We start from the raw sequence: 24,682 nt of genomic DNA, 5'->3' as shown, positions 1-24,682 counted from the left end.
TTACACCCCCATGACAGCCGCCAGGCTGACTATTGCTTCCGAATTCTTAATCATCATATTAAGCACCGGACTCGGGTTCAGGCCGAAATAAAGCACGAGTAGGGCGATGACTCCCATTGAAAAGACCTGCATGGAATTGATGTCCCTGATACTCCCGAGTTTCTCATTGTACACTCCGAACATTGCTCTCTGCATTGCCCAGAGGTGGTAACCCGCAGTAATCACTATTGCCAGCAGGGCAAGTAAGACAAAACCGGGCAGGTTCACAAAGCTGAAAGTCAGGACCAGGAACTCGGCAATAAAGCCTGTCAGGCCCGGAAGCCCGAGCGATGCCATAAAGCCTACCATCATAAGCACGGCGAGCATCGGCATCTTCCTTGCAAGCCCGCCGAGGTCGTTAATGATCCTTGTGCCTGTAGTTGTCTGGATTGCTCCGGCGGACATGAACATAATGCTCATGATAAGCCCGTGGGAAAACTGCTGGAACATGGCGCCTGAAACCGAAAGAGCAACAAGACCGGCCGAACCCAGGGTAACAAAGCCCATATGGCTCAAACTGGAGTAAGCAATCATGCGCTTGAGGTCTTTCTGCCGCAGAGCGAGCAGAGCCCCGTAGACTATGCTGAAGGAACCAAGCAAGCCCAGCATCATGATCATCAGGTTAGGGTTCCCGGTGTTAGGGAGCATAGGAAGGGAGATCCTGAAAAGCCCGTAACCTCCGATCTTGAGCAGGATAAAGAGTACACTGCCCGCGGTCGGAGCTTCGGTATATGCATCCGGAAGCCAGGAATGGAAGGGAAAGGTCGGCAGCTTTGCCAGGAACCCGAAGAGGATTGCCAGGAATATTGCGTCTCTCATCAGGCCGGATTCGAAGAACTGGAACTGTGCGATCAGCTCTCGGATGTCAAAGGTCGGAATTCCGGTCTGGTGCAGGGCTGTGTAGAAGAGCCCGAAGATCCCGAGAAGCATCACCAGAGATGCAACGTGTGTGTAGATAAAGAACTTGTAGGACGCATGAGCCCGCTTTTCTCCTCCCCAGATGTTTACGATGAAGAAGAGGGGGACAAGGGTCAGCTCCCAGAAGATATAGAAGACTACGAAGTCAAGGGCCACAAAGACCCCTATGACTGCGGCCTGCATGGTGAGGATCAGCCCGTAGAACCTGTTCGGAGCTTCCCTGTCCTCTTTCCAGCTGAATAGGATCAGGAGGGGGATAACGATTGCATTCAGGAGGATAAGGGGCATGGAAATGCCGTCAATTCCAACCGAATAGTTGATCCCGAGGAAGGGAACCCACGGAACGGATTCATAGAACTGCATTGCAGCAGTGCTGCTGTCAAAGTTCAGATAGGCGTAAAGGGTAAGGCCCAGAGTCACAAGGGACCCGATAAGGCCCAGCCCTGCAGCCTGGTCTTTTGTTTTTGTGAAAAAGGTCACAGCTGCGAAAATCAGCGGCACCAGAATCAACAACGATGCGACCGGCAGCATCAGAGTACCTCCGTTATCAATTTAATTAGTATTATCAGCAGGCTCACACCCGCGATTATGACGGTTGCATAGGTCTGGACAACCCCGGTCTGAACCTTCCGGAGTTCTTCACCGACTCCAACCGTGAGAATTCCGATTCCTTCAACGATACTGTCGACGATCACATCAACTACCTGCGTAAGGAAAGCGATAACTCCGTACACTATACCTATCGAGAAAAACTCGGTATAGATTTCGTGCTGGTAGTAGCGCTTGTAGAGCAGCCTGTAAATCGGGTTCTTCATAGAAGCTATAGGCCCGAGGCTGAATACTCTGAGGTAATAGATCACGAAAGCGATTGCAAGGCCTGCAACGGCCATGATTAACGGGAGCCACAGGATTAAGACAGGTTCATGCCCGGCTGCCTCTACAAGCTCGTATCCGCCTATGCCTGCAAGGTTTCCTATATTCAGGTCCACAAAACTGTTGGTAAAGGTTTCTTCAAGGAAATTCATAAAGCCGGTCCTTGTCAGCGAACCGAAAACAAGGGCAAAAAGGGCCAGTATGGAGAGGGGAACGGTCATAATGGAGGGGGATTCATGCCCATGATAATCGCTTCTTGGCTTTCCTGCAAAGGTCATGAAGATCAGCCTGAAGATGTAAATAGAGGTCAGGAGGGCTGCAGCAATTGCGAAGATATAGGGGATCCAGTTCCCGCTGTGTTCTGCGAAAAGGTATGCATTTTCAATGATCGGATCCTTTGACATAAAGCCGCTTGTCCCTATCGAGGTTCCGGGAATCCCGAAGCCCGCAAGGGAAAGGGCTGCGATGGCCATGGTTCCGGCAGTGATCGGCATTACCTTTCCGACGCCTCCCAGCTCTCTCATGTCCTGGGTGCCGACTGCATGGATTACACTGCCTGCACAGAGGAAGAGAAGGGCTTTGAAGAAAGCGTGGTTGATCAGGTGGAAAAGGGAAACTCCGACTGCTTCAAGTCCTACTGTAGCCCCAAGGCCCAGGGCAAGCATCATGTACCCGAGCTGGCTGATGGTCGAATAAGCGAGTACACGCTTCAGGTCGTTCATTACAATGCCCATTGTGCCTGCAAAGAGCGCAGTAAAGCCTCCCAGGTACGCAATGACCATGAGGGTACCGGGGGCTGCGATAAACATCGGGAAAGTCCTTGCGACCAGGTAAACCCCGGCAGTGACCATTGTTGCTGCATGGATGAGGGCTGAGACGGTTGTCGGACCTTCCATTGCATCGGGCAGCCACACATGTAAGGGGAACTGCCCGGATTTTCCTACGGCCCCACCGAAGAAGAGCAGGGTGATAATAGTAAGGTGGCTTACTTCAAAGCCGAAAATGTTTGCCTGCAGGGCTGAAAGCTGAGGGATATAGCTGAAAATTTCGTCAAAGCGAAGCAGATATACTCCTTCCTGGAAGCCGCCTGCAAGTTTCAGGAGGTCGGAAGTAAGCACGATTATTCCTGTAAGGAACATTACGTCTCCGACCCTGGTTGTCAGAAAAGCTTTCTTGGCAGCAGCCGCAGCCGAAGGTTTTTCGAACCAGAACCCTATCAGGAGATAGGAACAGAGCCCGACAAGTTCCCAGGAAACAAAGAGCTGCAGGATATTGTCCGAGAGGACCAGGGAAAGCATTGCAGCGGTAAACAGTGCGGTTTCTGCAAAGTACCTGGCTTTTCCCGCATCATGGGACATGTAGCTAACTGCGTAGATATGGATTAACAGGCTCACAAAGGAGACCATTGACAGCATAACTGCAGCCAGAGGGTCAATTAAGATTCCTATGTCAAGCACTGCAAACCAGGAATAGGACTGGCTTACGACCTCTCCGGGGTTTGCCAGCAGCCCAAGGGTAATCGCAAAAGAGATTACAAAGGAGGCGGCGATGGCAAGGATGGGAACGATTGCCCCTCCGGATGGCATTTTCTTGCCAAAGAAGAAGGTGATCGCAAAAGCCAGTGCCGGAAGCAAGGGGATCAAAAATGCAAATTCTTCCAGTGCCGTTTTTACCACCTCAGAATGTTAAGCTCATCAAGATTAATTTTATCATGCATTCTGTAGATTGCCATGAAAATCGCAAACCCTACTGCTGCTTCAGCGGCTGCAAGGGCAATTGAAAATATGGCAAATACCTGCCCGTTCAGGGTGTCCGTATAGCTTGAAAAAGCTACAAGGTTCAGGTTTGCGGAGTTCAGCATGAGTTCGATACACATGATCATCCTGATACCGCTTTTATGGGTCATCACGCCATAAAGTCCGATTGAAAAGAGCAGGGCTGCAAGCCCCAGATAAAATGTTAACGGAATAGCAGTCATCTGTTGCCCTCTCCTTTTGCCATATAGATTGCCCCTATAAGGGATGCGAGCAGGACAATTGACAGGACCTCGAAAGGTACCACGTACTGGGTGAAGATCAACATGCCTATACCTTGGATATTGCTCGGGTCAGCCGGGTTCTCAGGGAGTTCCGAAACCGTATGCCAGGAAGTCCCGAAAACTCCTGTCACTATAACCGCGACAAAGAGCAGAGATACAAGAAGAGCCAGAGGACGGTTAATCCGCACGGGACCCACCTCCCAGATGGCGCTTTGTAAGCATAACCGCAAAGAGGATTAGCACTCCTATTGCTCCTATATAGACCAGCACCTGAATTATTCCAAGGAACTGAGCGTTTAAGAGGATATAAAGTGCTGCAACACCGAACATGCACATAATCAGGGCAAGCCCGGCTCTAACGACATCTTTTGCAATAACCACAAAGATTGCAAAGAAAACCGTGACAAACGCAAGGAGTCCGAAGACAGCCATTTCCAGAGCTGCTCCGACCGTTTCAAGTCCGATCATTTCTCATCACCTTCCTTGATATCCACTTCCCTTGCGAGTTTTTCAGGGGTCATGAGCAGATCTTTGTGAGCCCATTTAACCATACCCTTGGTATATTCTTTCCCGCTGGAAAGAGCACCTTTGGGGCACTGGTCAATACAGAGCCCGCAGAAGAGGCAGTGACCTATGTCGATTTCTGGGAACCAGCGCTGCTTGCTGCTGCCCGGCGCAATCGGGGCTTTTACGATCTTGATCGCGTTGTTAGGGCAGGTATTTGCACAGATCCCACAGCCTATGCATTTGCTTTTGTCGAGGATCTGAAGCCCTCTGAACCTGTCGGAGAGCGGGCTTTCCACTTCCGGACACAGCCTGGTTACGCGTTTTTTAGGAATGTTTTTTACTGCATACTTGATATTTTTAAGAACCATACTCTTAAGCCCCCAGATAAAGTCCAAGGCCCACGGCCCAGACAAGGTTCAATAAGGATAAGGGCAGGAGTCTCTTCCAGCTCAGGTCCACAACCTGGTCGATCCTGAACCTCGGGACAGCCCACCTCATTCCGATGATAGTCATCAGCACAAGTACGGTTTTAAGAAGGAAGAAACCTGTGGGGGCAATCAGACCGAGCACCGGGTTGTTTGCAACAAAAGCCGGCACGTTCCAGCCTCCGAGGAAAAGGAGTGCAACAAGGAAGGAACCAAGGATCATGTGGATATACTCGGCAAAGAACCCGAGCCCGAAACGCATTCCGGTGTATTCGGTAATCCAGCCTGCGACCAGTTCTTCTTCAGACTCGTTCTGGTCGAAGGGAAGCCTCCCCATATCAGCCATAAGGGCAATAAAGAAAACAATGAATCCGATCGGCTGCAGGAAGATATTCCAGAGCAGCCCCTGAGCGCTGGCAATTTCCACAATGTTCAGGGAACCTGTCATTATAGCAACACTGACAACAGTAATTCCGAGGGGCACTTCATACCCGACCATCCGGGCGAAGTTCCTGAAGGCTCCGAGCAGGGAATATTTGTTGTTAGAACCGTAGGCAATCATGAAGATACCGAAAATGGTAATTGCAGACATTGCCTCAATATAAAGGACGCTGATATCCATCTCTGTTACAGCCAGGGGGTATTCAACCCCATTGATGAAGACCGCGCCCACCGGGATTGCAACAAGCATCAGGAAAACCGAGCTCATCATGAAAATAGGAGCATTATCAAAGAGAAGACGGTCAGCATTTCTCGGTCTCATGTCCTCTTTGGTAAAGAGCTTGATTGCATCGGCTACCAGCTGCAGGAGCCCGAACTTGCCTACCCTTGAAGGCCCGTACCTGAACTGGATATCAGCTGAAAGTTTCCGCTCAAGCCAGACAGCCCCCATTGCTCCAAGGAAGATGGCTCCCACAAGAACCAGGCCCACGACCCCGCGGATCCAGGGGATTAAGGGAATTATGAATTCAGGAATTTCTATCATGATATTCACCTGTCTGCTTCACTGGTACAGCCGTCCATGCTGCCTGAAATCGCCGCAACGTCCGCAACTGTTGTGCCTTTGATCAATGGAGGCAGAGCCTGCAGGGTCGGGTAGTAAGGGCCTCGGACTTTTACTCTGTAAGGCTTGTCGCTACCGTCGGAGATCATGTACATGCCCATTTCGCCTCTCGGGTCTTCGACCCTGTGGAAGACTTCTCCGGCAGGCACTCTCATTACAGGAGTCCTTCTGCCGTAAGGGGTGCCTTCAGGGAAGAGGGGGCCGTTCGGGATCTGGTCAAGGCACTGCTCAAGGATGTAGATGCTTTCCCGCATCTCGTTGAGCCTGACCTGCACCCTTGCAAAACAGTCGCCTGCAGTTTCCGTGCAGACCTTGAAGTCGAGGTCCTTATACACAAGATAAGGTTCGTTCTTCCGGATATCGAAGGGGACTCCCGTTGCCCGCAGCGGAGGGCCCGAAACCCCGAGGTTCTTTGCAACGTCTGCGGTCAGGACGCCGACTCCTACGGTTCTTTCCCTGTAAATCCTGTCCGAATTGAACATTTCTTCGTAGTCGGAAATGACTTTTTTGAGGTTGTTCAGGACAGGGAGGGCTTTTTCCTTGAAGCCTTCGGGCAGGTCGTCGCGAACCCCTCCGAACTTCAGGTAGCTGTGGGTGACCCTTGCTCCTGTGACCATGTCAATAAGGGTTAGTATATCTTCCCTTTCCTTGATGGTGTACATGAACATGGAGACAAAGCCGATGAACTCCCCGAACTCTCCCATGCCGAGCAGGTGACTCTGGAGCCTTGAGAGTTCTTCTAAAATGACTCTTATATACTGTGCTCTCTCCGGAGGTTCGATACCCAGCAGCTTTTCAGTGCAGCCCACAAAGCATTCTTCGTTTGTAAGGGCTACAAGGTAGCAGATCCTGTCCACTATCGTTATTCCCTGGAGGTAGGTCTTGTTCTCCAGGATTTTTTCAATTCCCTTGTGAATGAAACCCAGTTCCACTTCAGCATCCATTACGGTTTCCCCTTTCAACCTCAGGTTTAACCTGAAAGGTCCGGGCTGCATGGGATGCTGGGGGCCCAGGTGTACGATCATTTCATTTGGTTCAAGCATTTCTTCCATTTTTCACCCCTCACACAAGGTTTCTTGCTGTCCTGTTCGGGAAACCTTCGTAGTCTTTCCGGAGAGGCCACTCTCCCAGCATATCTTCGGGGAGCACAAGAGCCTTCAGGTTCGGGTGGTTTTTAAAGAAGATCCCGAAGAGTTCGTAGGTTTCTCTCTCATACCAGTTCGCATTCCAGTATACCGGTACGATAGACTCGATTTCAGGAGAATCCCTGGGCAGCCTTGCTTTGAGCATCAGGACAACGGGATGGTCATACGAAGCTATATGATACACTACTTCCTGCTCGTTCCTCTGAGGATAGTCCACTCCGCAAACGGAACAGAGGTGGTCGAACTGAAGTGAGTCCTTGAGGTACTGGCAGACCTCTTTTGCTTTCTCCTTATCCGCATATGCCCTGATACGGATAGGGGATTCGACCTCGGCTTCGGAAATTGCCTCCGGAAATTTCCCGGTTAATGATTCGATAATTGTCATGGCATCCATTATTTTTCCCTCAAATAAACCTGAAATTCCTCAGTATTCCGTGCCCCGGTCTTTTTTGGCTTTAATCTTTTCCTGCAGTTCCACAAACCCCTGGATCAGGGCTTCGGGTCTGGGCGGGCATCCGGGAATGAAGACATCGATAGGAAAGAGTTCATCGATATTCTGCACCGTGCTGTAAGACTCATAGAAGGGACCGCCGCTGATCGAACAGTCCCCCATGGCGATAACCCATTTGGGAGCCGGCATCTGTTCCCAGAGCCTTTTTAAGGCAGGCAGGTATTTTTTTGTCACATAACCACTGATGATCATGACATCCGCATGCCTCGGGGAGTTCCTGGGGATAATCCCGAAGCGGTCAGTATCATAATGGGCACAGCCCGTAGCGATCATTTCCACACCGCAGCAACCCATTGGCTGGGTCATGAACCAGAGCGAGTTTTTTCGCCCCCAGTTGATCAGGTCCTGAGCCTTGGTTTTCTTGAGAAAGTCGCTGATCGCATTGGTAGTTGTTGTGATTACGCCGGGAATTTCTTCTTCCGGAGTTCCTGTTGTGTTGTTCGTTTTTGTCTCCTTCACTTCACCCATGTAAGGGCCTCCTTCTTCCAGAGATACACGTATCCGAAGAGCAGTATGAAGATAAATACAAACATCTCAACTACTGCAATTGAGGTAATCCCATGCCCCTTATAGACGGTAGCCCACGGGTAAAGGAAAAGCACCTCAATATCAAAGAGAACAAAAGCAATCGCATAGAGATAATACTCAACATTGAACTGGATTCTGGCAGTTCCCGTAGGAATGGAACCTGATTCGTATGTCGTGTATTTGCTGGCTGCCTTGCTCCTCGGACTCAGTTGCTTTACCATGAACATTGTCATGGGCGGCATGATCAGCCCCACGGCAAGAAATATCGCAACCGGTATATAGCTATCAATTATTCCAGACATCGTATCACCTATCAAAGTGCAGCAATCTGAAACTGCAGCTTCTCATGATCTTGATTTTTTTGTTTTTAAAGATAAAAGGACAAAAAAAACCGTATCCGACTTCCGGTTGTTTCGAAAAACCACTGTGGTCCGAATACAGGTCCTGCAGGGAATGCCCGGACCCGGGTCTCCTTTCTTCCGACAGAAAGGCTTTTCCGAATACGGACACTTTGTGCCGAGCTCCGATAAATTCCCTTTTTCGTTGCCCGGGGTTTTGTAATAAATTGCCGAATGTCAGGGGAGACCCTTTCTTCCGGCAACATGGATTCAATTGCCGTGAAAGTAGTATAATTAATAGTTATGATTCGAAGTAGCTATGCTAGTTCTGCAAATGAATCAGGGGTTATTTATAGCTATTTGCTAGATAATTAATATTATATAAATATTAAGTCTAAATAATTAAAAGTCTCTTTTTAAAATATGCGTATGTTAATATAAATTAGAGGAAAAGCCCTGACCCGATCGCGAAATTATATATACACCATAAATATGTTATTATTTTTGGACAGCCGAAAAATCCTGATAATTATTCATCTGCAGGTCTGGAGTTTTCCTCTGATATGGAAAGGAATTATATATAACCGTTAATTATTTTTATTTCCAGAATATACCCTGTGAATACAGCATGAATAATGATGATGAATTCCTGGGACACGGCGCTTCCAAGGCAACCTTTGAAATGAAAATATTAAGGAACTGAAAGGGCTGAAAATTTCCTGCGTAACCGGGGGAGAAGCGGCATCTTATCTCATCCAAATATACATTCAGGGGCATCATACGGATAATGGTTATAATGAATGGCTATGCTGGCTGAATTGTATTGGCTAAATGACTATGGCGGTTGGATGGCTATGGGCTAAATGATTATGCTGGCTGAATCTATCTGACCATTTGGGAGGCTTCGGTACGAGCCCTTAAGTATTATTATGTACAGGTAGCTGCCTGAAAATGCCTTTTCCCGGCAATCGGAATGTTTCAACGAAAGCAGGGCTTTCCGGGATTTTGGGCGCTTGCTCTTAAGTGATATTATATTCCAAAAAGAGATAAATTCATAGTATACTACTGATTAGATATTACAAATGGGGCTTTATTCAAAGGGAAGTTCTGCTTTCCATCTGCCTGAGAAAATAACATGGGCGACACACTAACCAATACATTATAATAAGTCTTTTCACGATAGAAAAGCTGGTGGATCGCATGAAAATAAACGATAACTGTGTAGGGTGCGGCCAGTGCGCTTCTTTCTGCAAAAAAGGAGCAATTGAGGTACGAGGGAGAGCACGGGCTACCGATGCCTGCGTGGAATGCGGGCTGTGTGTCCCCTACTGCCCTGTAAAAGCCATCGAGGTACTGGTATGAAATCGATTGTAATCGGGGCAGGCCTCGGAGGGCTGTTAAGCGCGGCCAGGCTCGCAAAGGCAGGGCATGAAGTTGAAGTTTTTGAAAGGCTTCCTCTCACAGGAGGCAGGTTTACCAATCTCGATTATAAAGGGTTCCAGCTCTCAAGCGGAGCTTTCCATATGCTCCCCAACGGGCCCGGAGGTCCGCTTGCCCGGCTCATCGAAGAAATCGGAGCTGATGTGCATATCGTTCGGTCGGAAATGACCACCATACGCGTGCCGCTCAAGAAAGGAAAAACAGATTATGCAAAAGGCTTTAAAGATATCTCTTTTAATGATTTTCCCTCGCTTCTTTCCTATAAAGATCGCATGAAAATTGCTCTTTTAATTGTGAGCACAAGAAAGAACCGTCCGGCAGGAACTACGCTTCAAGCCTGGATAAAGGCTCAGGTCAATGATGAGTGGCTGGTCAAATTTGCCGATTCTTTCTGCGGCTGGGCGCTCAGCCTGAAAAGCGATGAAGTCCCGGTAGAAGAGATTTTTGAGATAATAGAAAACATGTATAGGTTCGGAGGTCCCGGAATTCCAATCGGGGGGTGCAAGGGGATTATTGATGCCCTTGAAGCCGTAATTCAGGCAAGCGGGGGAAAAATCCATACCGGACAGGAAGTCTCGAAAATCCTGGTTGAAAACGGAAAAGTTGCCGGGGTTGTTGCTGAAAACAAAGAACATAATGCTGATATCGTTATCAGCAACCTTGGGCACACAGCAACCGCTCTGCTCTGTAGGGAAGTCCTCTCCGAAAAAATGCATTCTGATTACCTTAAAATGCTTCAGACCCTTAAGCCGTCTGCCGGAATAAAGATTTGCCTTGCCGCAGACGAGCCTCTGATCGGGCACTCCGGAGTCCTGTTAACTCCCTATACCAGGCGGATAAACGGAATCAATGAGGTTACTCAGGCTGACCCGAAACTTGCCCCTCCGGGAAAACACCTTACCATGTGCCACCAGTATGTAGCCCCTGAGAACATAAAGAACCTCGAAGCCGAAATTCAGATGGGGCTTGACGACCTCAAAGAAGTTTTCCCCGGCAAGAAGTATGAAGTCCTGCTTATCCAGTCCTACCACGACGGATGGCCCGTAAACAGGGCAGCTTCGGGTACGGACCCCGGAAACGAAACTCCTTTTATCGGGCTCTATGTCGTAGGAGACGGGGCCAAAGGAAAGGGAGGAATAGAAGTTGAAGGGGTAGCCCTTGGCGTCTCTTCGACTGTGAAGAAAATCCTGGGCTGAAAAGTCAAAAAACAATAAACCAGAATTAGCAGGTGTTTTATCATTACCCTGGAAAAAGCTTCTTTCGTAACATTCTCAAAAAACGTGTTCATTCCCGTAACCAACATTTGCAGGAACCGCTGTGGATACTGCGGTTTTCGGCGGGAGCCCGGCCAGCCCGGGGCCCGGCTTATGAAACCGGCAGAGGTAATCTCCATTCTTAAAAACGGAGTAAGGGCAGGGTGTACCGAAGTCCTCTTTACTTTCGGGGAATATGCCGAGGAAATGCCCGGATACAATCTGATGCTTGATGAAATCGGTTATTCCTCAACACTTGATTATCTCCTATTCCTTTGCGAAACTGCAATCGAGACAGGGATTCTTCCTCATACGAATGCGGGAGTTATGACCCGTTCCGAACTTGAAGCCTTAAAACCCCTGAATGCGAGTATGGGGCTGATGCTTGAGAGCACGGCAAGCCTGGAAGCCCATAAAGACTGCCCCGGAAAAATTCCGGAACGCAGGCTTGAGACAATCCGGGAAGCCGGAAAACTTCAGATTCCATACACAAGCGGTCTTCTCATAGGGATAGGGGAGAGCAGGGAGGACAGAATCGAGTCTCTCGAAGCAATCACATCCCTGCACAGGGAGTACGGGCATATTCAGGAAGTAATCATTCAGAACTTCGCCCCGAAGCCCGGGACGCCCATGGAATCTTTCCCGGAACCCACAGTGGAAGAAATGATGGATGCGGTAGTTCTTGCCAGACATGTCCTGCCGTCTGACGTCTCAGTACAGGTCGCCCCGAATCTCATAGACCCGAAAGCCCTTATTGGAAAGGGGGTAACGGATCTTGGGGGGATTTCTCCTCTTACCATTGATTGGATCAATCCTGAAGCCGAATGGCCCGACGTAAGAGACCTGCAGAAAAAACTCGGGGACATTCCGCTCAGAGAACGCCTGCCAGTTTACCCTCAGTACGTGAAAAGAGGGTGGTATTCGGAAAGGATTGGCAGCCTCATCGAGCGGCTCTCGGATAATGAAGGCTACAGGAAACAGCCCGCAATAGAGAACGCGGAGGATTTAGAAAAATGAACAGCAAAATTCCCGAAGACCTCATGGAACGCGCATACCAGGGGAAGTGCACAAAAGAAGACGCGCTGCAGCTCCTGGAAGTACCTCCTTTCGAACTTTTCAGGTTTGCAGATGAGCTCCGCGACCTGGCAGTAGGGGACACAGTGACTTACGTTGTGAACAGGAACATAAATTTCACAAGCCGCTGTGTAGGAACATGCGGGTTCTGTGCATTCAGGACAAATAACGGTAAAGTCCTCAGCATCGAAGAAATTATGGAAAAGGTCAGAGACGCCGAGAAGGCAAATGCAACCGAGGTCTGTATCCAGGGAGGGCTGCTCCCGGAAGTGGGCCTGGACTTTTACCAGGGGATTGCCGAAGCCATTAAAGCCGAATTCCCGGAAATGCATATCCACTCTTTTTCGCCGATGGAGGTTTACCACGCTTCCCGCATCAGTGAAATCCCGGTAAAAGAAGCCCTCAGGAGGCTCAAAAGAAGCGGGCTTGATACCATGCCCGGGACAGCAGCCGAAATTCTCTCGGACCGTGTGCGGAAAATAATCTGCCCTTCAAAACTCAAGACCGCAGAATGGGTAGAGGTTGTCCGGCAGGCGCATGCAGCAGGCATTCCGACCACTGCGACCATGATGTACGGACATGTTGAAACCCGGGAAGAGAGAATCGATCACATGCTGATCATCAGGGATATCCAGAAAGAGACCGGAGGAATTACTGAGTTTGTGCCCCTGCCTTTTATGCCCTACAACAATCCCGTAGGAGAAAAAATGATTCGGGAAGGCCGCTATGCCACTCCGGGTCTTGAAGACCTGAAAATCTATGCAGTATCCCGAATCCTCTTCCATGGGCACGTGGACAATATCCAGGCAAGCTGGGTGAAACTCGGGAAGAAACTTGCCCAGTTTTCTCTCCACTGCGGAACCAATGACCTGGGCGGAACCCTTATGGAAGAAAGCATCTCCAGGTCCGCAGGGGCCTGCCACGGGGAAATGATCACCGTAGACGAACTGGAATGGATGATCCACGGAGCCGGCAGGATCCCTAAAGAGAGAACTACTCTGTACAGGAGAGTTGAGCTTGCTTCCGGAAATCTGCGAAAAATTTCCGGGTGTGGAGCTTACGAATAAACCCGGTAAAATGGAAAACATATCGAATCTGGAAAGGAATGAACGGCATGTACATGAAAAAACCGGCAATTCCGGATGATGTCATTGAAAGGGTGCAGCAGGGAAAATGCACTAAAGAAGACGCTCTTCTCCTGCTCGAAGGAAATCCTTTTGAGCTTTTTGAGCTTGCCAACAAACTGCGAGCAAGCACGGTAGGCGACGTGGTCAGTTATGTGGTTAACAGGAATATCTATATCACAAACAAATGCGTCGGGACCTGCGGGTTCTGTGCCTACAGGACAGATGAAGGGTATATCCTGAGTATTGAAGAAATTCTGAAACAAACGGAAGAGGCAAGAGAAGCCGGAGCTGTCGAGGTCTGCGTTCAGGGAGGGTACACCCCTGAAGCTGATATGGAATTCTATCTTGAGATTATAGAGGCCATTAAGTCCGGTTTCCCTGATATCTGTATCCATGCCCTGTCCCCGATGGAAGTAAACTATGCAGCAGGGCTTTCCGGTATGTCCGTGGAAGATGCCCTGCGTAAACTGAAAAAATGCGGGCTTGATTCCCTCACCGGAACATCCGCCGAGATCCTTTCCGACAGGGTGAGAAAAATTATCTGTCCCGGAAAAATCACTACCCAGCAGTGGGTCGATACCGTAACTGCGGCACACAGGGCAGGGATTTCCACCAATTCCACTATCATGTACGGGCACGTAGAAACCCTGGAAGAACGCCTTGACCACGTCTTCACCATCCGCGAAATCCAGAAAGAGACCGGCGGCATTTCGGAGCTCATCCCCATGTCTTTTTTGCCTTACAACAACCCCATAGGGGAAAAAATGATGGCCTCAGGAAAATTCACCAGCACAGGGCTTGAAGATCTCCAGCTTATAGCCATTTCTCGCATAATTCTACATACCCATGTAAACAATATTCAGGCCACCTGGGTAAAATTAGGGAAAAAGCTTGCCCAGTTTGCTCTGCAGTGCGGAGCCAACGACCTTGGAGGCACCCTTATGGAAGACCAGATCTCAACAGCTTCCGGGGGCAGCTATGGAGAATACGTATCTCCTGCCGAATTTGAATGGATGATAAAAGGGGCAGGAAGAGTCCCCATACAGAGAGATACCCTCTATCGGAAGGTAGAACCGAGGTTACCTGCTAGTGAAGGCTTGCTTCCGGGTTATGTAAAGCCAAAGATGGGCAGTAAAGAATAAAGAACCGAATTAGCGGGTATCAAGGAATAAAAACCGAATTACTGGGTAGAGAAATAAAAGCCGAACAGGAGATTAATTACAGAATTTCCCGGAGCTATAAAACGTAAACATACAGGAGTCCAGATGAGAGCCGTAATCCCCTACAAGAAAGCCGGCGCAAAATCCAGGCTGTCGCCTGTCCTTAGCCTGGAAGAGAGGGAAGAGTTTGTAGAACTCATGCTTAATCAGGTAATCGATTCTCTAAGAGGTGCCGGAATTGAAAAAATCGATATCCTCAGCCCTTCTGTCTATGGACTCGAGGATATGACAAAAGCGAGAGTTCTGCTGGACGAAGATGACCTGAACGAAGCCCTCAACAGGTACCTCGCAGGCTCGGAAGAGCCTGTCCTGATCGTAATGGCCGACCTGCCTTTACTCGCCCCTGCCCATATAAAAGGGATAAGTTCAACTGAAAAGGATGTATGCATCGTCCCGGGAAAAGGCGGGGGTACGAACGCCCTGTTTATCAAGAACCCTTCCAGATACAGGGTAAAGTATTACGGCTCAAGTTTTTTGACCCACTGTTCCATTGCAACGGACACCGGCCAGAATTTTGAAATATATGACTCCTTCCTCGCAGGCACGGATATAGACGAGCCCGAAGACCTCGTAGAACTTCTCATCCACGGAAAAGGCCCTGCAAAAGAGTATATCAGCCGAAAATTCCGCCTGGAAGTCAGCCGGGGAAGAGTCGGGCTGGTTCTGCTTTAAGCCAGGTAGTCTGAAAATACTCCCGCCAGCTCTACTGGCGGCTCCTTAATAGTAAAGGTTCTGAACAGCATTCTTTTCTTGATTTTCTAATTCTATCGACTTTTTTTCTTCTTTTATTATATGGAAAATCTTTTTTATGTGGAAAATTTTTGATCCAATAATTTTAAATAAACAATGTGGTAATTAATCTGTGAATAAAAAATCAAATGATTCATTTATATTCATAGTTTTTATTTTTAAGGTGGATGAACTCCGGGTTTGGAAACTCGGCAAAACTCTGGAAGGGTTTCTTCCTTAAGAGGTGGGCCTGTGCGATCTTTTACGGATGAAGAAAGAGAGATCATAAAAAGAAAAATCATAGACCGGGGAAAGGACTGCTTTGCCAGGTACGGGATTAAGAAAACAGGCATTGAAGACCTTACTGAGGGCCTGGGGATTGCAAAGAGTTCTTTTTATTCCTTTTTTAACAGCAAGGAAGATCTTTTTCTGCAGATCTTTAAGGAGGAAAAAGAGGCTTTAAAGGACAGTGTACTCGCAAATTCCTTCCTAAAATATAGAACGGAACCCGATAAAGCTATCAGGGCTTATCTCCGGTATGTGTTGTATATCGTAGATAACCATCCGATCTGGAGAAAATTTTTCATTGAGAAAGGGCACCTTAGATTGACGATTTTCCAGTCTTCTGATGAAGAAATTAAGAATATTCATGGAGACAATCTGGCAATAATTCTACCTTTTTTTGAGGAATGGGCAGCTTCAGGGCTCCTGATCGATAAACCTGCTAGGATTCTTGCCGAAACCACAAATGCAGTCCTTTATTTCATCTACTTCAGGAACGAAATTGAGGGCGATGACTTTTCTGAAATTATGGATACCTTTATTGACATGCTGGCAGAATACATTATAAAAAAAGATAATGCGTAATTATATCATCAGACAGGAGTTTGAAAAAAAAGAATTTCTAAAAAAGTAAATAGTTCCAGGAAAATAAAGACAAATTGTATGATTTTTTGGAGAGTGTATTAATGAAACAGATAAAGTCTGTTTGTCCGGAATGTAAAAAGGTGCTTGATGCTAATCTGTTCCAAGAAAACGGAAAAATAATGCTGGAAAAGACCTGCCCTGAACATGGGACCTTCTCAGATCTTTACTGGTCGGATGACGAACTTTACGATCGGTTCAACCGCTATTATTATGTCGGTAATGGAGTCTCCAATGAGGAAATTTCTTCTTATCATGGCTGTCCTTGGGACTGTGGAATTTGCTCTGAACACAAAACCGGGACCCTACTCGCAAATATTGACGTCACCAATCGTTGCAACCTCAATTGTCCAATATGCTTTGCCAATGCTAAAGCCAGCGGTTTTGTATATGAGCCGGACTTTGAACAGATCCGGAAAATGATGTTGACTCTCCGAAACGAAAAACCGGTTCCATGCTATGCAGTCCAGTTTGCGGGAGGAGAACCCACAGTCCGGGAGGACCTGCCTGAGATTATCGAAACAGCCCGAGAACTCGGATTTGCACAGGTTCAGATCGCAACTAATGGTGTCCGGCTCGCAAAAAGCCAGGATTACTGCAAAGCTTTGAAGACCGCAGGTCTACATACAGTATACTTATCCTTTGACGGGGTCTCCGAGGAACCATACAGGGTGATGCGGGGATTTAATGCCTTTCCTGTAAAACAAAAAGTCCTTGAGAACTGCAGGCAGACCGGTCTGCAAAGTGTCGTACTCGTGCCTACCTTGGCAAAGGACGTTAATGCGCACCAGGTTGGGGACATTGTCCGTTTTGCAGCCAGGAATGTGGACGTGGTAAAAGGAGTTAACTTCCAACCGGTAGCGTTTACTGGACGTATTGACCAAGTCCTGCGCAAAGAACGGAGAATAACAATTCCCGATCTTGCAGCCCTTTTGGAAGAACAAACAGAAGGGGAAATTCCTCGTGATGCCTGGTATCCCGCATCTGCTGCAGTGCCCATAAGCCGATTCCTGACTGCGGTGAAAAAGATTCCGCTTCCCGAGTTTACTGTACATCCACTCTGCGGAGCTGCCACTTATGTCTTTGAAGAGGAAGGCAGACTAATTCCGATAAGTGAGTTTGTAGATGTTGAAGGGGTTCTTGAGTTCCTTGAGAGCGTTACTCCCGAATTTAAGGGATCAGGCTCTAATTCTATGAAAGTTGCAAAAGTTCTCTGTAAACTCCCGCGCTATATCGATGAAACAAGAAGCCCAAAAAATCTTAATGTAATCTTCCTGATAAGCAGCTTTCTTAAAACAGGTGCAAGAGAACAGCTTGCTCAGTTTCACCAAAAAACACTTTTTCTCGGAGCTATGCACTTTCAGGATCCCTACAACCTGGACCTGGAAAGGATCAAACACTGCGGAATCCACTATGCTACCCCTGATGGAAAAGTCATTCCCTTCTGCACTTATAACAATTTTCACAGAGAAGGGGTCGAAGCAAGGTATTCAAAACCGTATAGAAAAGTTATGAAGTTTGAGGAGGAATCTTTTGAAGTCCATTAAAGAAAAGTAGTTTGATTATTCCTGCTTTTTATTACCAGAAATTTAAATATTTCTATCATTATCTTGAATGGCTGCAGGCAAATTTTATCAAATTCTATCCTGCCTCCATTTAAGAATAAAAGCATGGAAATTTTTCTTAAAAGGCAAAAATATAATTTGTAGAGGTATAATATAAATAATTTATATAATAGCGAGAAAAGTAACTGGAAGAAGATTTTGTATTGAGTGTGTCGCTCTTCTAAGAGAGCCAATAACTTTAAGCTAGATAAATACATTAATTGTGAAAACTATTCGACAGAGTAACTGTATCAAACAGATGAATCTGAATTCGGATCTGAACTTTCTTGAAAATCTGTATAATAAAAAAACAGCCCTGAAAAGCCGGAAAAAGATTCATTATCAGAATATCAGTTTCGAAAAAGATAGTTAATAAAAAGAGATCTTCAGAAACTATATTACAGTCATCAGTTTAAATGGTGTGGCATTATACTAATGATGTGGCATTATACTGTCGTGCCTTTCGATCTATGCCTCATTGTTTGCGAGAAAGACAATATTTCATGGTTAAAGATCATGACTTACTTTTAAAATTGACAGGTGAGCTGGTGAGCGTCAACATAAACAGATATAAATGTGGATACTGTGGGGCTTGTGTGGGAGTTTGCCCAAAGGGAGCACTCGAACTTGTGGAGACCTGGATTGAAGTAGATGAAAGTACGTGCATAAAATGCGGGATATGTGATCGTATCTGCCCTGTGGGAGCAATTGAGGTAATGAAATGAAGGATATCTATGATGTTCTCGTAATAGGAGCCGGGCCTGCAGGTTCCATTGCTGCAAAAACGGCAGCTGAAAAAGGGCTTGATGTGCTTTTAATCGAAAAGCGCCAGGAAATAGGCGACCCTGTACGCTGTGCCGAAGGAGTAAACAAAGAATATCTCAAGAAACACGTTGAAATTGACAACAGCTGGATCTGCGCTGACCTTAAGGGTTCCCGTATTTATTCTCCTAACGGCACAAAGGTCGAAATGGCAGAAGAAATTTCCGGTGGAGAGGTGGGTTATGTCCTTGAAAGAAAAATATTTGACCGCGCCCTTGCTGAGCATGCTGCAAAAGCCGGAGCAGAGGTCCGGGTAAAGACAAGGGCAACGGGCCTGATCATTGAAGACGACTTCGTGAAGGGCGCAAGGCTCATGAACCTGGGAAAAGAATATGAGGTGAGGGCAAAGATAGTTATAGGTGCAGACGGGGTTGAGTCCAAAGTAGGCAGGTGGGCAGGAATAGATACCTCCCTGAAACCAATCGACATAGAAACCTGCGCCCAGTACCTTATAGCAGGCGCGGACATAGATCCGGAATACTGCGAATTTTATATCGGAAACGAGATCGCCCCTGGCGGCTACGTCTGGATCTTTCCGAAGGGGGAGGGTAAAGCCAATGTGGGAGTAGGTATTCTCGGGAACAGGACAGGTAAGTTCAAACCCAGACCTGTCGATTACCTCAATAATTTCGTAGAGAAAAAATTCCCCAACGCCAAGATCGTAGAAATGGTCTTCGGAGGAGTCCCGGTTTCGGGAAGCATTGAAAAAACTTCCGTAAACGGCTTAATGCTTGTCGGAGATGCGGCCCGCCAGTCCGACCCGATCACAGGCGGTGGGATCCTCAACGCAATGGACGCAGGAAAGATTGCAGGGGAAGCCGCTTACGAAGCCATCTCCTCAGGGGACGTTTCTCTTGAAAAGCTTGAAGAAGTTTATGAAAAACGCTGGAGGGAAACTACCGGGCATGACATAGACATGAGCCTCATCGTGAAGAACTGTTTTATCAACCTCAAGGACGAGGATCTGGATTCCCTTGCCGATTCCCTCAAGGAAGTAAAGTTCGAGAGTATGAGACTTTTTGACCTCCTGCAGGCGCTCTTCAAAGCCAACAAAAAACTGCTCTGGGACCTTCGCGTACTTTTCAAGGACGCAGCAAAAGAAGTGATGAAGAACAGGACATAATGCCTGAAAACCAGGCATTTCTACTCTTTTTATTCTTCTTTTTTGGAAGTTATTTGCTCTTTATCGGGGTTTTTATTGCTTTTTACCGGGTTATTCCGAAACTTCAGCTGCTTTTCAAAAATCACTTGTTCCAGAACTCCGGCGTAAAGAGCACTATTACAGTGTAGACTTCAAGCCTTCCTATCCACATGTTCGCAATCAGGATTAATTTTCCGAGAGGGGGGATCGGGTCAAAAGTTCCCATCGGACCTACCACATTAAGGCCGGGACCTATGTTCCCGAGGGTAGCTATGGAGGCAGTAGTTGAAGTTATGATATCCATGCCTAGTACCGCGAGGATAAGAGCACTTGACATAAAAATAAAGAGATAGATCACCACAAAAGAAAAGATAGAGTTTATAACCTCGTCTGGAACGTTCTTGTTGTTGAATTTTACACCTCTTATGGCTCTCGGATGGAGGGACTTAAAAAGTTCCACTCTCCCGTGCCTGAGGAGCATGAGGATGCGCACGACCTTAATGCCTCCACCCGTAGAGCCTGCACATCCGCCTACAAACATAATAAGGAGAAGCACCATTTTTGCCGAGTCGGACCAGAAGTTAAAGTCCGCTGTTGCAAACCCGGTCGTGGTCATGATGGAAACTACCTGAAAGATCGCAAGTCTGAAAGAGTCGAAAAACCCCGTATTAATATCGCGATAGAGCAGGAGGGTTAAAAGTCCGGTTGCTGCAAGAGTGAGGGCTGTGTAGAAGCGGAATTCATCATCTTTTAGAAGAAAGTCCTTGTCAACATAAATTGCCCTGTAATGGAGGGCAAAGTTTGCACCTGAAACGAACATGAAAAAAGTTATTATATATTCTACCAGTGGGCTTCTAAAAGCTTCAATGCTCGTCCCATAAGGTGAAAAGCCTCCGCATGCCATTGTGGTAAAAGTATGGGTAATTGCATCGTATAAAGAAAGTCCTGCAAGCAGGAGAGCAACAACCTCCGCGAATGAGATTACAAAGTAGACCATCCACAGGATCTTTGCAGTTTCCCTTATTCTTGGTTTTAGCTTATCTTCGGTAGGCCCCGGGGCTTCAGCCCGGAAAAGCTGGCGTCCGGCGACTCCGAATTTTGGCAGAACGGCAATGAAAAGCACAATAATACCCATTCCGCCCAGCCACTGCATCATGGATCGCCAGAAGAGGATGCCTTTTGGATGACTTTCTATATCAGTTAGAATCGTAGAGCCCGTGGTTGTAAAAGCCGACATTGCTTCGAAAAGAGAATTGAGGGGAGAAATCCCGTCCAGCATGAAAGGAATTGCCCCGAAGACTGCAACTGCAAGCCAGCCCAGAGCAACGATTGCAAAGCCTTCTTTGCGCATCCAGTCTTCATCAGTTTTATAGGAAAGCAGGATTAAGCCGGTAAGGACGGTTATGACAATAGAAACAAGAAATGGCGTCAGACTTTCCCCGTAATAATAAGCGACTCCGAGAGGAACAATCATAAGCAGCCCGAGAAGCCTGAGTAAACCGCCAAGCACATAAAAAACAATCTTAATATTCATGCCGATCCTCTGTTTTTTGCAGCTATGACCCTTTCAATGTATTCATATTTATTCCTTACTTAAACAGCTTCTCAACATAAGGAACTGCGGAAGAAAGGGCAAAAACGATCACTCTGTCCCCTTCCCATATTATGGAATCACCTCTGGGAATAACGACTTCATCCTTATGAACCACCATGGTGATAATTGCCCCTTTGGGAAACTTGACCTTGCTGAGTGTTTTTCCCACGATTTTTGACTGCCTGGATGCGGTATACTCAATAATTTCGGCTTTTTCGCCCTCAAGCGTTGCAAGGGTTTCTATACCTTTACCCATAGTGAGCTTGAGGACCTCATTTACGGTTGCTGCTCTCGGGCTTACTGCAATGTCGATTCCAACCATTTCGAAAAGAGGCACATAATCCGAGCGGTCAGCTCTTGCAATCACTTTTTTGGCGCCCATTTGCTTTGCAAGCAGGGAACAGAGCAGGTTTTTTTCGTCACTGTCCGTAACCGCAACGACAACGTCCATATCCTCAATATTTTCTTCCTTTAAAAGGCTGACATCAGTCCCATCCCCGTTGAGGATAAGGGCGTTTTCCAGCATCTCGGCAACTTCTATGCAGCGACTTTTACGGTACTCAATGACCTTGAGATCCGCGTTTTCATCCTTATCGATAATTTTTGCAAGGTAGAAGCCCACAATTCCGCAGCCGATAAGAAGAATTCTGTTTCTGTGAGACTCTTTGTCCCCGAAGACGCTCTCAAGGTTTTCCATGGCCCTGGGCTTGCCCACAACTACCATGCGGTCATTTGCCTTGATTAAATCGTCTCCACGGGGAATGATTATTTCTTTTTCCCTGAAAATAGCACTGACAATGCAGCAGTCGTCAAGTCTGAGGTCCTGCATATGTTTTCCTACGTACCTGTTGTCAGGGCGGATGGCAAATTCCATCATCTGAACTTTGCCCCCTGCAAACATTTCCGCATCTATTGCAGAAGGGTTTGAAAGCACCTCGGCGACCTCCGAGGCAAGCGCAAGTTCGGGGCAGATCATGATGTCCACACCCACCTGAGCTCTGGAAGTGACAGGCACATCGATATAGTCAGGGTTGCTAACTCTGGCAATAGTCTTCGTTTCCTTCCAGCCGGGATGGGATCGTATGATCAGCTTTGCGGTCATGCAGGCAACAATATTAACTTCATCAACGCCGGTGACCGCAACGAGAATATCCACATCCGGAAGGACGCTGGCAAGAATATCAGCATTTGCTCCGTTCCCTTCCACGACCTGAACATCCAGTTCATCCGCCCGCCTCAGGGCGTCCTCATTGTTTTCGATAACAATAACATCATGCGTGAGGGAAAGAAATTTTGCGATATGATATCCCACTTCACCTGCGCCGATAACCACTGCTTTCATAAGATTCCCTCGAAGAAAAGAATGTTCTCAGATATTACCTGCTTGCTTAAGTATTCTTTGGAAAAAAGAAACCGTAAATGGGTATATTTCTAAGAATTAGTATGTTGTACCGTATAAATAATCATCCTGTATATTGTACCGTATAAACAATCATCCTGTATATTGTACCGTATAAATAATCATTCCGTATATTGTACCGTATAAACAATCATTCCGTATATTGTACCGTATAAATAATCATTCCGTATATTGTACCGTATAAATAATCATTCCGTATATTGTACCGTATAAATAATCATTCCGTATATTGTACCGTATAAACAATCATCTAAAACCACAGAACTGATGAGAGTTCAGGCATATCTGTGGTCAGAAGTGGAAATTAAATTTCTGGATACCCGGAAAAAACAGAAAAACTGAGAAACAGAAATATAGAAAAACTGAGAAACAGAGATACAGAAAAACTGAGAAACAGAGATACAGAAAAACTGAGAAACAGAGATACAGAAAAACTGAAAAAGGGGCCTGAAGAGGTTCAAAACCAGCCTTTTTTGAGCCAGTAGATATCTCCGGTTCAGGAGTGCCAGAAGTCACTTGTGAAGAGTACCAGTACGGTGTATAATTCCAGCCTGCCAATCCACATATTAGTGATAAGAATAATTTTACCCAGCGGAAGAAGAGACTCAAAGTTTTCCATAGGGCCAAAAAGATTAAAACCCGGCCCGATGTTTCCGAGGGTTGTTATCGAAGCTGTAATCGAGCTGATGAGCTCGACCCCGAGCAGGGTCAGAAGCATTGAGCTGAAAACAAAGACGGAGATGTAGATCACAACAAAAGAAAGTATCGACTGCAAAACGTCATCAGAAACTGCTCTTCCGTTGAAGCGGATAGGTCTCACAACTTTTGGATGAATAAATTTAAAGAGTTCTCTTCTTGCGTATTTCAACATCAGCAGAAAACGCACAACCTTCATTCCTCCTCCCGTGGAACCCGCACAGCCTCCTATGAACATGACTGCAAGAACCAGGACCTTTGCGGAGTCTTTCCACCGATTAAAGTCGACCGAGGCAAAGCCCGTGGCTGTCATAACCGATGTTATCTGGAACGAGGCGTAGCGGATGGAATTGAAAAGGGAAAGTCCCATGTCTTTGTACAGGACAAGGGTAAGCAAGCCTGTAAAACCCAGAAGAAAGGATGCATAGGCTCTGAATTCCTCATCCCTGAACAGGAGGTTCTTATCAATGCGGACTGCCCGGTAATAGAGGGCAAAGTTCGCCCCGGCTGCAAACATGAAAAAGGTAAGGATAAACTCGATTAGGGGGCTTCCAAAAGCTTCGATCCCTGCTCCGTAAGAGGAAAATCCGCCGCAGGCCATACAGGCAAAGGTATGGGTGAGGGAATCGTAAAGGGAAATCCCTGCCAGCATCAGGGCCAGAACTTCAAGAGCAGATATAAGGACATAAAGGGCCCACAGGATCTTTGCCGTATCTTTTATTCTCGGTTTTAGCTTATCTTCAGTAGGGCCCGGGGCTTCAGCCCGGAAAAGCTGGCGTCCGGCAACTCCCAGTTTTGGCAGGATAGCAATGAAGAGTACGATAATTCCCATGCCTCCGAGCCACTGCGTAAAAGACCGCCAGAAAAGAAGACTCCTTGAATAACTCTCGATATTGACAAGAATTGTTGACCCTGTGGAAGTAAAACCCGACATCGTTTCAAAGACCGCATCAAGAAAGGAAATCCCCTCGAAAAGGAAGGGGATCGCCCCGAAAATTGCTGCTGCAAGCCAGCTCAGAGCCACAATGGCAAGCGCTTCCTTCTGCTGCCAGTCGGCATTCTCATTTATACGCGCCAGGATCAGGCCTGCAAGAAATGTTACTAAAGTAGAGACCAGAAATGGCTCCAGGGGTTCCCTGTAGTAAAGAGCCACAAAAAGGGGAACAAGCATGGTAAAAGCCAGAAGCACCAGAATTTTCCCCAGGGCGTTAAAAATAGCTTTATCATTCATGGAAAAACTCCTTCTTCAGAAA

24 protein-coding genes are annotated in these 24,682 nt (G+C 47.1%); 10 read left to right on the top strand and 14 right to left on the bottom strand.

The genetic code is table 11. The features are described 5' to 3' along the window. From fpoM to fpoA, 11 genes are read right to left on the bottom strand one after another with little or no spacing between them, the layout of a single operon-like run. Nucleotides 1–1,488: a F(420)H(2) dehydrogenase subunit M gene (gene fpoM / locus MA_RS07810; RefSeq protein ID WP_011021519.1), complete on the bottom strand. Its 1,488-nt coding sequence runs from the start codon at nucleotides 1,486–1,488 to the stop codon at nucleotides 1–3. Next, a complete protein-coding gene (gene fpoL, locus MA_RS07805) occupies nucleotides 1,488–3,506 on the bottom strand; it encodes a F420H2 dehydrogenase subunit FpoL (protein ID WP_011021518.1) in 2,019 nt (672 codons plus the stop codon). Before fpoL ends, fpoM begins: the two co-directional genes overlap by 1 nt. Continuing rightward, nucleotides 3,500–3,808, bottom strand: a complete 309-nt coding sequence (fpoK, locus tag MA_RS07800; RefSeq protein ID WP_011021517.1) for a F420H2 dehydrogenase subunit FpoK — start codon at nucleotides 3,806–3,808, stop codon at nucleotides 3,500–3,502. Before fpoK ends, fpoL begins: the two co-directional genes overlap by 7 nt. Further along, the gene (gene fpoJ, locus MA_RS29335) at nucleotides 3,805–4,056 is read right to left on the bottom strand and encodes a F420H2 dehydrogenase subunit FpoJ (protein WP_048065138.1); all 252 of its coding nucleotides are present in this window, start codon (nucleotides 4,054–4,056) and stop codon (nucleotides 3,805–3,807) included. Before fpoJ ends, fpoK begins: the two co-directional genes overlap by 4 nt. Beyond that, complete coding sequence (locus MA_RS29330; protein ID WP_011021515.1) at nucleotides 4,046–4,336, bottom strand: NADH-quinone oxidoreductase subunit J; 291 nt, start codon at nucleotides 4,334–4,336, stop codon at nucleotides 4,046–4,048. Before MA_RS29330 ends, fpoJ begins: the two co-directional genes overlap by 11 nt. Continuing rightward, complete coding sequence (gene fpoI, locus MA_RS07785; RefSeq protein WP_011021514.1) at nucleotides 4,333–4,743, bottom strand: F420H2 dehydrogenase subunit FpoI; 411 nt, start codon at nucleotides 4,741–4,743, stop codon at nucleotides 4,333–4,335. The genes MA_RS29330 and fpoI overlap by 4 nt, the downstream gene beginning before the upstream one ends. A gap of 4 nt (nucleotides 4,744–4,747) precedes the next feature. After that, nucleotides 4,748–5,785 carry a F420H2 dehydrogenase subunit FpoH gene (gene fpoH / locus MA_RS07780; protein WP_048065137.1) on the bottom strand — a complete coding sequence of 346 codons (1,038 nt, stop codon included), beginning with the start codon at nucleotides 5,783–5,785 and terminating at the stop codon, nucleotides 4,748–4,750. A 5-nt stretch (nucleotides 5,786–5,790) separates the two neighbouring features. Further along, nucleotides 5,791–6,915 carry a F420H2 dehydrogenase subunit FpoD gene (gene fpoD, locus MA_RS07775; RefSeq protein WP_011021512.1) on the bottom strand — a complete coding sequence of 375 codons (1,125 nt, stop codon included), beginning with the start codon at nucleotides 6,913–6,915 and terminating at the stop codon, nucleotides 5,791–5,793. A 10-nt stretch (nucleotides 6,916–6,925) separates the two neighbouring features. Then, nucleotides 6,926–7,402, bottom strand: coding sequence for a F420H2 dehydrogenase subunit FpoC (gene fpoC / locus MA_RS07770; RefSeq protein ID WP_011021511.1), 477 nt, complete (start codon nucleotides 7,400–7,402; stop codon nucleotides 6,926–6,928). A gap of 30 nt (nucleotides 7,403–7,432) precedes the next feature. After that, complete coding sequence (fpoB, locus tag MA_RS07765; RefSeq protein ID WP_011021510.1) at nucleotides 7,433–7,987, bottom strand: F(420)H(2) dehydrogenase subunit B; 555 nt, start codon at nucleotides 7,985–7,987, stop codon at nucleotides 7,433–7,435. After that, the gene (gene fpoA, locus MA_RS07760) at nucleotides 7,975–8,364 is read right to left on the bottom strand and encodes a F420H2 dehydrogenase subunit FpoA (RefSeq protein WP_239451000.1); all 390 of its coding nucleotides are present in this window, start codon (nucleotides 8,362–8,364) and stop codon (nucleotides 7,975–7,977) included. Before fpoA ends, fpoB begins: the two co-directional genes overlap by 13 nt. A gap of 1,221 nt (nucleotides 8,365–9,585) precedes the next feature. On the opposite strand from fpoA, the gene MA_RS07750 reads away from it, so the two are divergent. The 10 genes from MA_RS07750 to MA_RS07705 all read left to right on the top strand — a co-directional run bounded on the left by MA_RS07750 (nucleotide 9,586) and on the right by MA_RS07705 (nucleotide 19,701). Beyond that, nucleotides 9,586–9,747, top strand: a complete 162-nt coding sequence (locus MA_RS07750) for a DUF362 domain-containing protein (protein WP_048065135.1) — start codon at nucleotides 9,586–9,588, stop codon at nucleotides 9,745–9,747. Continuing rightward, complete coding sequence (locus tag MA_RS07745) at nucleotides 9,744–11,021, top strand: phytoene desaturase family protein (protein ID WP_011021506.1); 1,278 nt, start codon at nucleotides 9,744–9,746, stop codon at nucleotides 11,019–11,021. Before MA_RS07750 ends, MA_RS07745 begins: the two co-directional genes overlap by 4 nt. A 48-nt stretch (nucleotides 11,022–11,069) precedes the next feature. Next, nucleotides 11,070–12,095: a 7,8-didemethyl-8-hydroxy-5-deazariboflavin synthase subunit CofG gene (gene cofG / locus MA_RS07740; protein WP_083755891.1), complete on the top strand. Its 1,026-nt coding sequence runs from the start codon at nucleotides 11,070–11,072 to the stop codon at nucleotides 12,093–12,095. Further along, nucleotides 12,092–13,219: a 5-amino-6-(D-ribitylamino)uracil--L-tyrosine 4-hydroxyphenyl transferase CofH gene (gene cofH / locus MA_RS07735; RefSeq protein ID WP_011021504.1), complete on the top strand. Its 1,128-nt coding sequence runs from the start codon at nucleotides 12,092–12,094 to the stop codon at nucleotides 13,217–13,219. The genes cofG and cofH (MA_RS07735) overlap by 4 nt, the downstream gene beginning before the upstream one ends. A 47-nt stretch (nucleotides 13,220–13,266) precedes the next feature. Further along, entirely contained in the window at nucleotides 13,267–14,421 is a 1,155-nt protein-coding gene (gene cofH / locus MA_RS07730; protein ID WP_011021503.1) for a 7,8-didemethyl-8-hydroxy-5-deazariboflavin synthase subunit CofH, read from the top strand. Nucleotides 14,422–14,544: 123 nt separating this feature from the next. Continuing rightward, the gene (gene cofC / locus MA_RS07725) at nucleotides 14,545–15,171 is read left to right on the top strand and encodes a 2-phospho-L-lactate guanylyltransferase (protein ID WP_011021502.1); all 627 of its coding nucleotides are present in this window, start codon (nucleotides 14,545–14,547) and stop codon (nucleotides 15,169–15,171) included. A gap of 309 nt (nucleotides 15,172–15,480) precedes the next feature. Beyond that, nucleotides 15,481–16,095 (top strand): TetR/AcrR family transcriptional regulator, encoded by a 615-nt coding sequence (locus tag MA_RS07720; RefSeq protein WP_011021501.1) that lies wholly within the window; start codon nucleotides 15,481–15,483, stop codon nucleotides 16,093–16,095. A 101-nt stretch (nucleotides 16,096–16,196) separates the two neighbouring features. Next, nucleotides 16,197–17,699 carry a tetraether lipid synthase Tes gene (gene tes, locus MA_RS07715; RefSeq protein ID WP_048065134.1) on the top strand — a complete coding sequence of 501 codons (1,503 nt, stop codon included), beginning with the start codon at nucleotides 16,197–16,199 and terminating at the stop codon, nucleotides 17,697–17,699. Between the two features lie 560 nt (nucleotides 17,700–18,259). After that, on the top strand, nucleotides 18,260–18,481 hold the full coding sequence (locus MA_RS07710; RefSeq protein WP_248698086.1) for a 4Fe-4S binding protein: 222 nt from the start codon (nucleotides 18,260–18,262) through the stop codon (nucleotides 18,479–18,481). Continuing rightward, complete coding sequence (locus tag MA_RS07705) at nucleotides 18,478–19,701, top strand: digeranylgeranylglycerophospholipid reductase (RefSeq protein ID WP_011021498.1); 1,224 nt, start codon at nucleotides 18,478–18,480, stop codon at nucleotides 19,699–19,701. The genes MA_RS07710 and MA_RS07705 overlap by 4 nt, the downstream gene beginning before the upstream one ends. 121 nt (nucleotides 19,702–19,822) lie before the next feature. Here MA_RS07705 and MA_RS07700 read toward each other — a convergent pair whose 3' ends face one another. From MA_RS07700 to MA_RS07685, 3 genes are all read right to left on the bottom strand, one after another. Further along, on the bottom strand, nucleotides 19,823–21,253 hold the full coding sequence (locus MA_RS07700) for a TrkH family potassium uptake protein (protein WP_011021497.1): 1,431 nt from the start codon (nucleotides 21,251–21,253) through the stop codon (nucleotides 19,823–19,825). Nucleotides 21,254–21,308: 55 nt separating this feature from the next. Then, on the bottom strand, nucleotides 21,309–22,655 hold the full coding sequence (gene trkA, locus MA_RS07695) for a Trk system potassium transporter TrkA (RefSeq protein WP_011021496.1): 1,347 nt from the start codon (nucleotides 22,653–22,655) through the stop codon (nucleotides 21,309–21,311). A 574-nt stretch (nucleotides 22,656–23,229) separates the two neighbouring features. Further along, nucleotides 23,230–24,660: a TrkH family potassium uptake protein gene (locus MA_RS07685; RefSeq protein WP_011021495.1), complete on the bottom strand. Its 1,431-nt coding sequence runs from the start codon at nucleotides 24,658–24,660 to the stop codon at nucleotides 23,230–23,232. Nucleotides 24,661–24,682 lie beyond the last annotated feature (22 nt).

The organism is Methanosarcina acetivorans C2A, assembly GCF_000007345.1.
In the GTDB taxonomy this organism is placed as follows: Archaea; Halobacteriota; Methanosarcinia; order Methanosarcinales; family Methanosarcinaceae; genus Methanosarcina; species Methanosarcina acetivorans.
Note: the sequence above shows the minus strand (reverse complement) of the source record. Positions and strands in the feature narration are given on the sequence as shown.

Excerpts from the sequence above, each read along its gene's own strand:
- fpoM (WP_011021519.1), bottom strand. The coding sequence starts at position 1,488 with ATGCTGCCGGTCGCATCGTTGTTGATTCTGGTGCCGCTGATTTTCGCA.
- fpoK (WP_011021517.1), bottom strand. The coding sequence starts at position 3,808 with ATGACTGCTATTCCGTTAACATTTTATCTGGGGCTTGCAGCCCTGCTC.
- MA_RS29330 (WP_011021515.1), bottom strand. The coding sequence starts at position 4,336 with ATGATCGGACTTGAAACGGTCGGAGCAGCTCTGGAAATGGCTGTCTTC.
- fpoI (WP_011021514.1), bottom strand. The coding sequence starts at position 4,743 with ATGGTTCTTAAAAATATCAAGTATGCAGTAAAAAACATTCCTAAAAAA.
- fpoH (WP_048065137.1), bottom strand. The coding sequence starts at position 5,785 with ATGATAGAAATTCCTGAATTCATAATTCCCTTAATCCCCTGGATCCGC.
- fpoD (WP_011021512.1), bottom strand. The coding sequence starts at position 6,915 with ATGGAAGAAATGCTTGAACCAAATGAAATGATCGTACACCTGGGCCCC.
- fpoC (WP_011021511.1), bottom strand. The coding sequence starts at position 7,402 with ATGGATGCCATGACAATTATCGAATCATTAACCGGGAAATTTCCGGAG.
- fpoB (WP_011021510.1), bottom strand. The coding sequence starts at position 7,987 with ATGGGTGAAGTGAAGGAGACAAAAACGAACAACACAACAGGAACTCCG.
- MA_RS07750 (WP_048065135.1), top strand. The coding sequence starts at position 9,586 with ATGAAAATAAACGATAACTGTGTAGGGTGCGGCCAGTGCGCTTCTTTC.
- MA_RS07745 (WP_011021506.1), top strand. The coding sequence starts at position 9,744 with ATGAAATCGATTGTAATCGGGGCAGGCCTCGGAGGGCTGTTAAGCGCG.
- cofH (WP_011021504.1), top strand. The coding sequence starts at position 12,092 with ATGAACAGCAAAATTCCCGAAGACCTCATGGAACGCGCATACCAGGGG.
- cofH (WP_011021503.1), top strand. The coding sequence starts at position 13,267 with ATGTACATGAAAAAACCGGCAATTCCGGATGATGTCATTGAAAGGGTG.
- cofC (WP_011021502.1), top strand. The coding sequence starts at position 14,545 with ATGAGAGCCGTAATCCCCTACAAGAAAGCCGGCGCAAAATCCAGGCTG.
- tes (WP_048065134.1), top strand. The coding sequence starts at position 16,197 with ATGAAACAGATAAAGTCTGTTTGTCCGGAATGTAAAAAGGTGCTTGAT.
- MA_RS07710 (WP_248698086.1), top strand. The coding sequence starts at position 18,260 with ATGGTTAAAGATCATGACTTACTTTTAAAATTGACAGGTGAGCTGGTG.
- MA_RS07705 (WP_011021498.1), top strand. The coding sequence starts at position 18,478 with ATGAAGGATATCTATGATGTTCTCGTAATAGGAGCCGGGCCTGCAGGT.
- MA_RS07700 (WP_011021497.1), bottom strand. The coding sequence starts at position 21,253 with ATGAATATTAAGATTGTTTTTTATGTGCTTGGCGGTTTACTCAGGCTT.
- trkA (WP_011021496.1), bottom strand. The coding sequence starts at position 22,655 with ATGAAAGCAGTGGTTATCGGCGCAGGTGAAGTGGGATATCATATCGCA.
- MA_RS07685 (WP_011021495.1), bottom strand. The coding sequence starts at position 24,660 with ATGAATGATAAAGCTATTTTTAACGCCCTGGGGAAAATTCTGGTGCTT.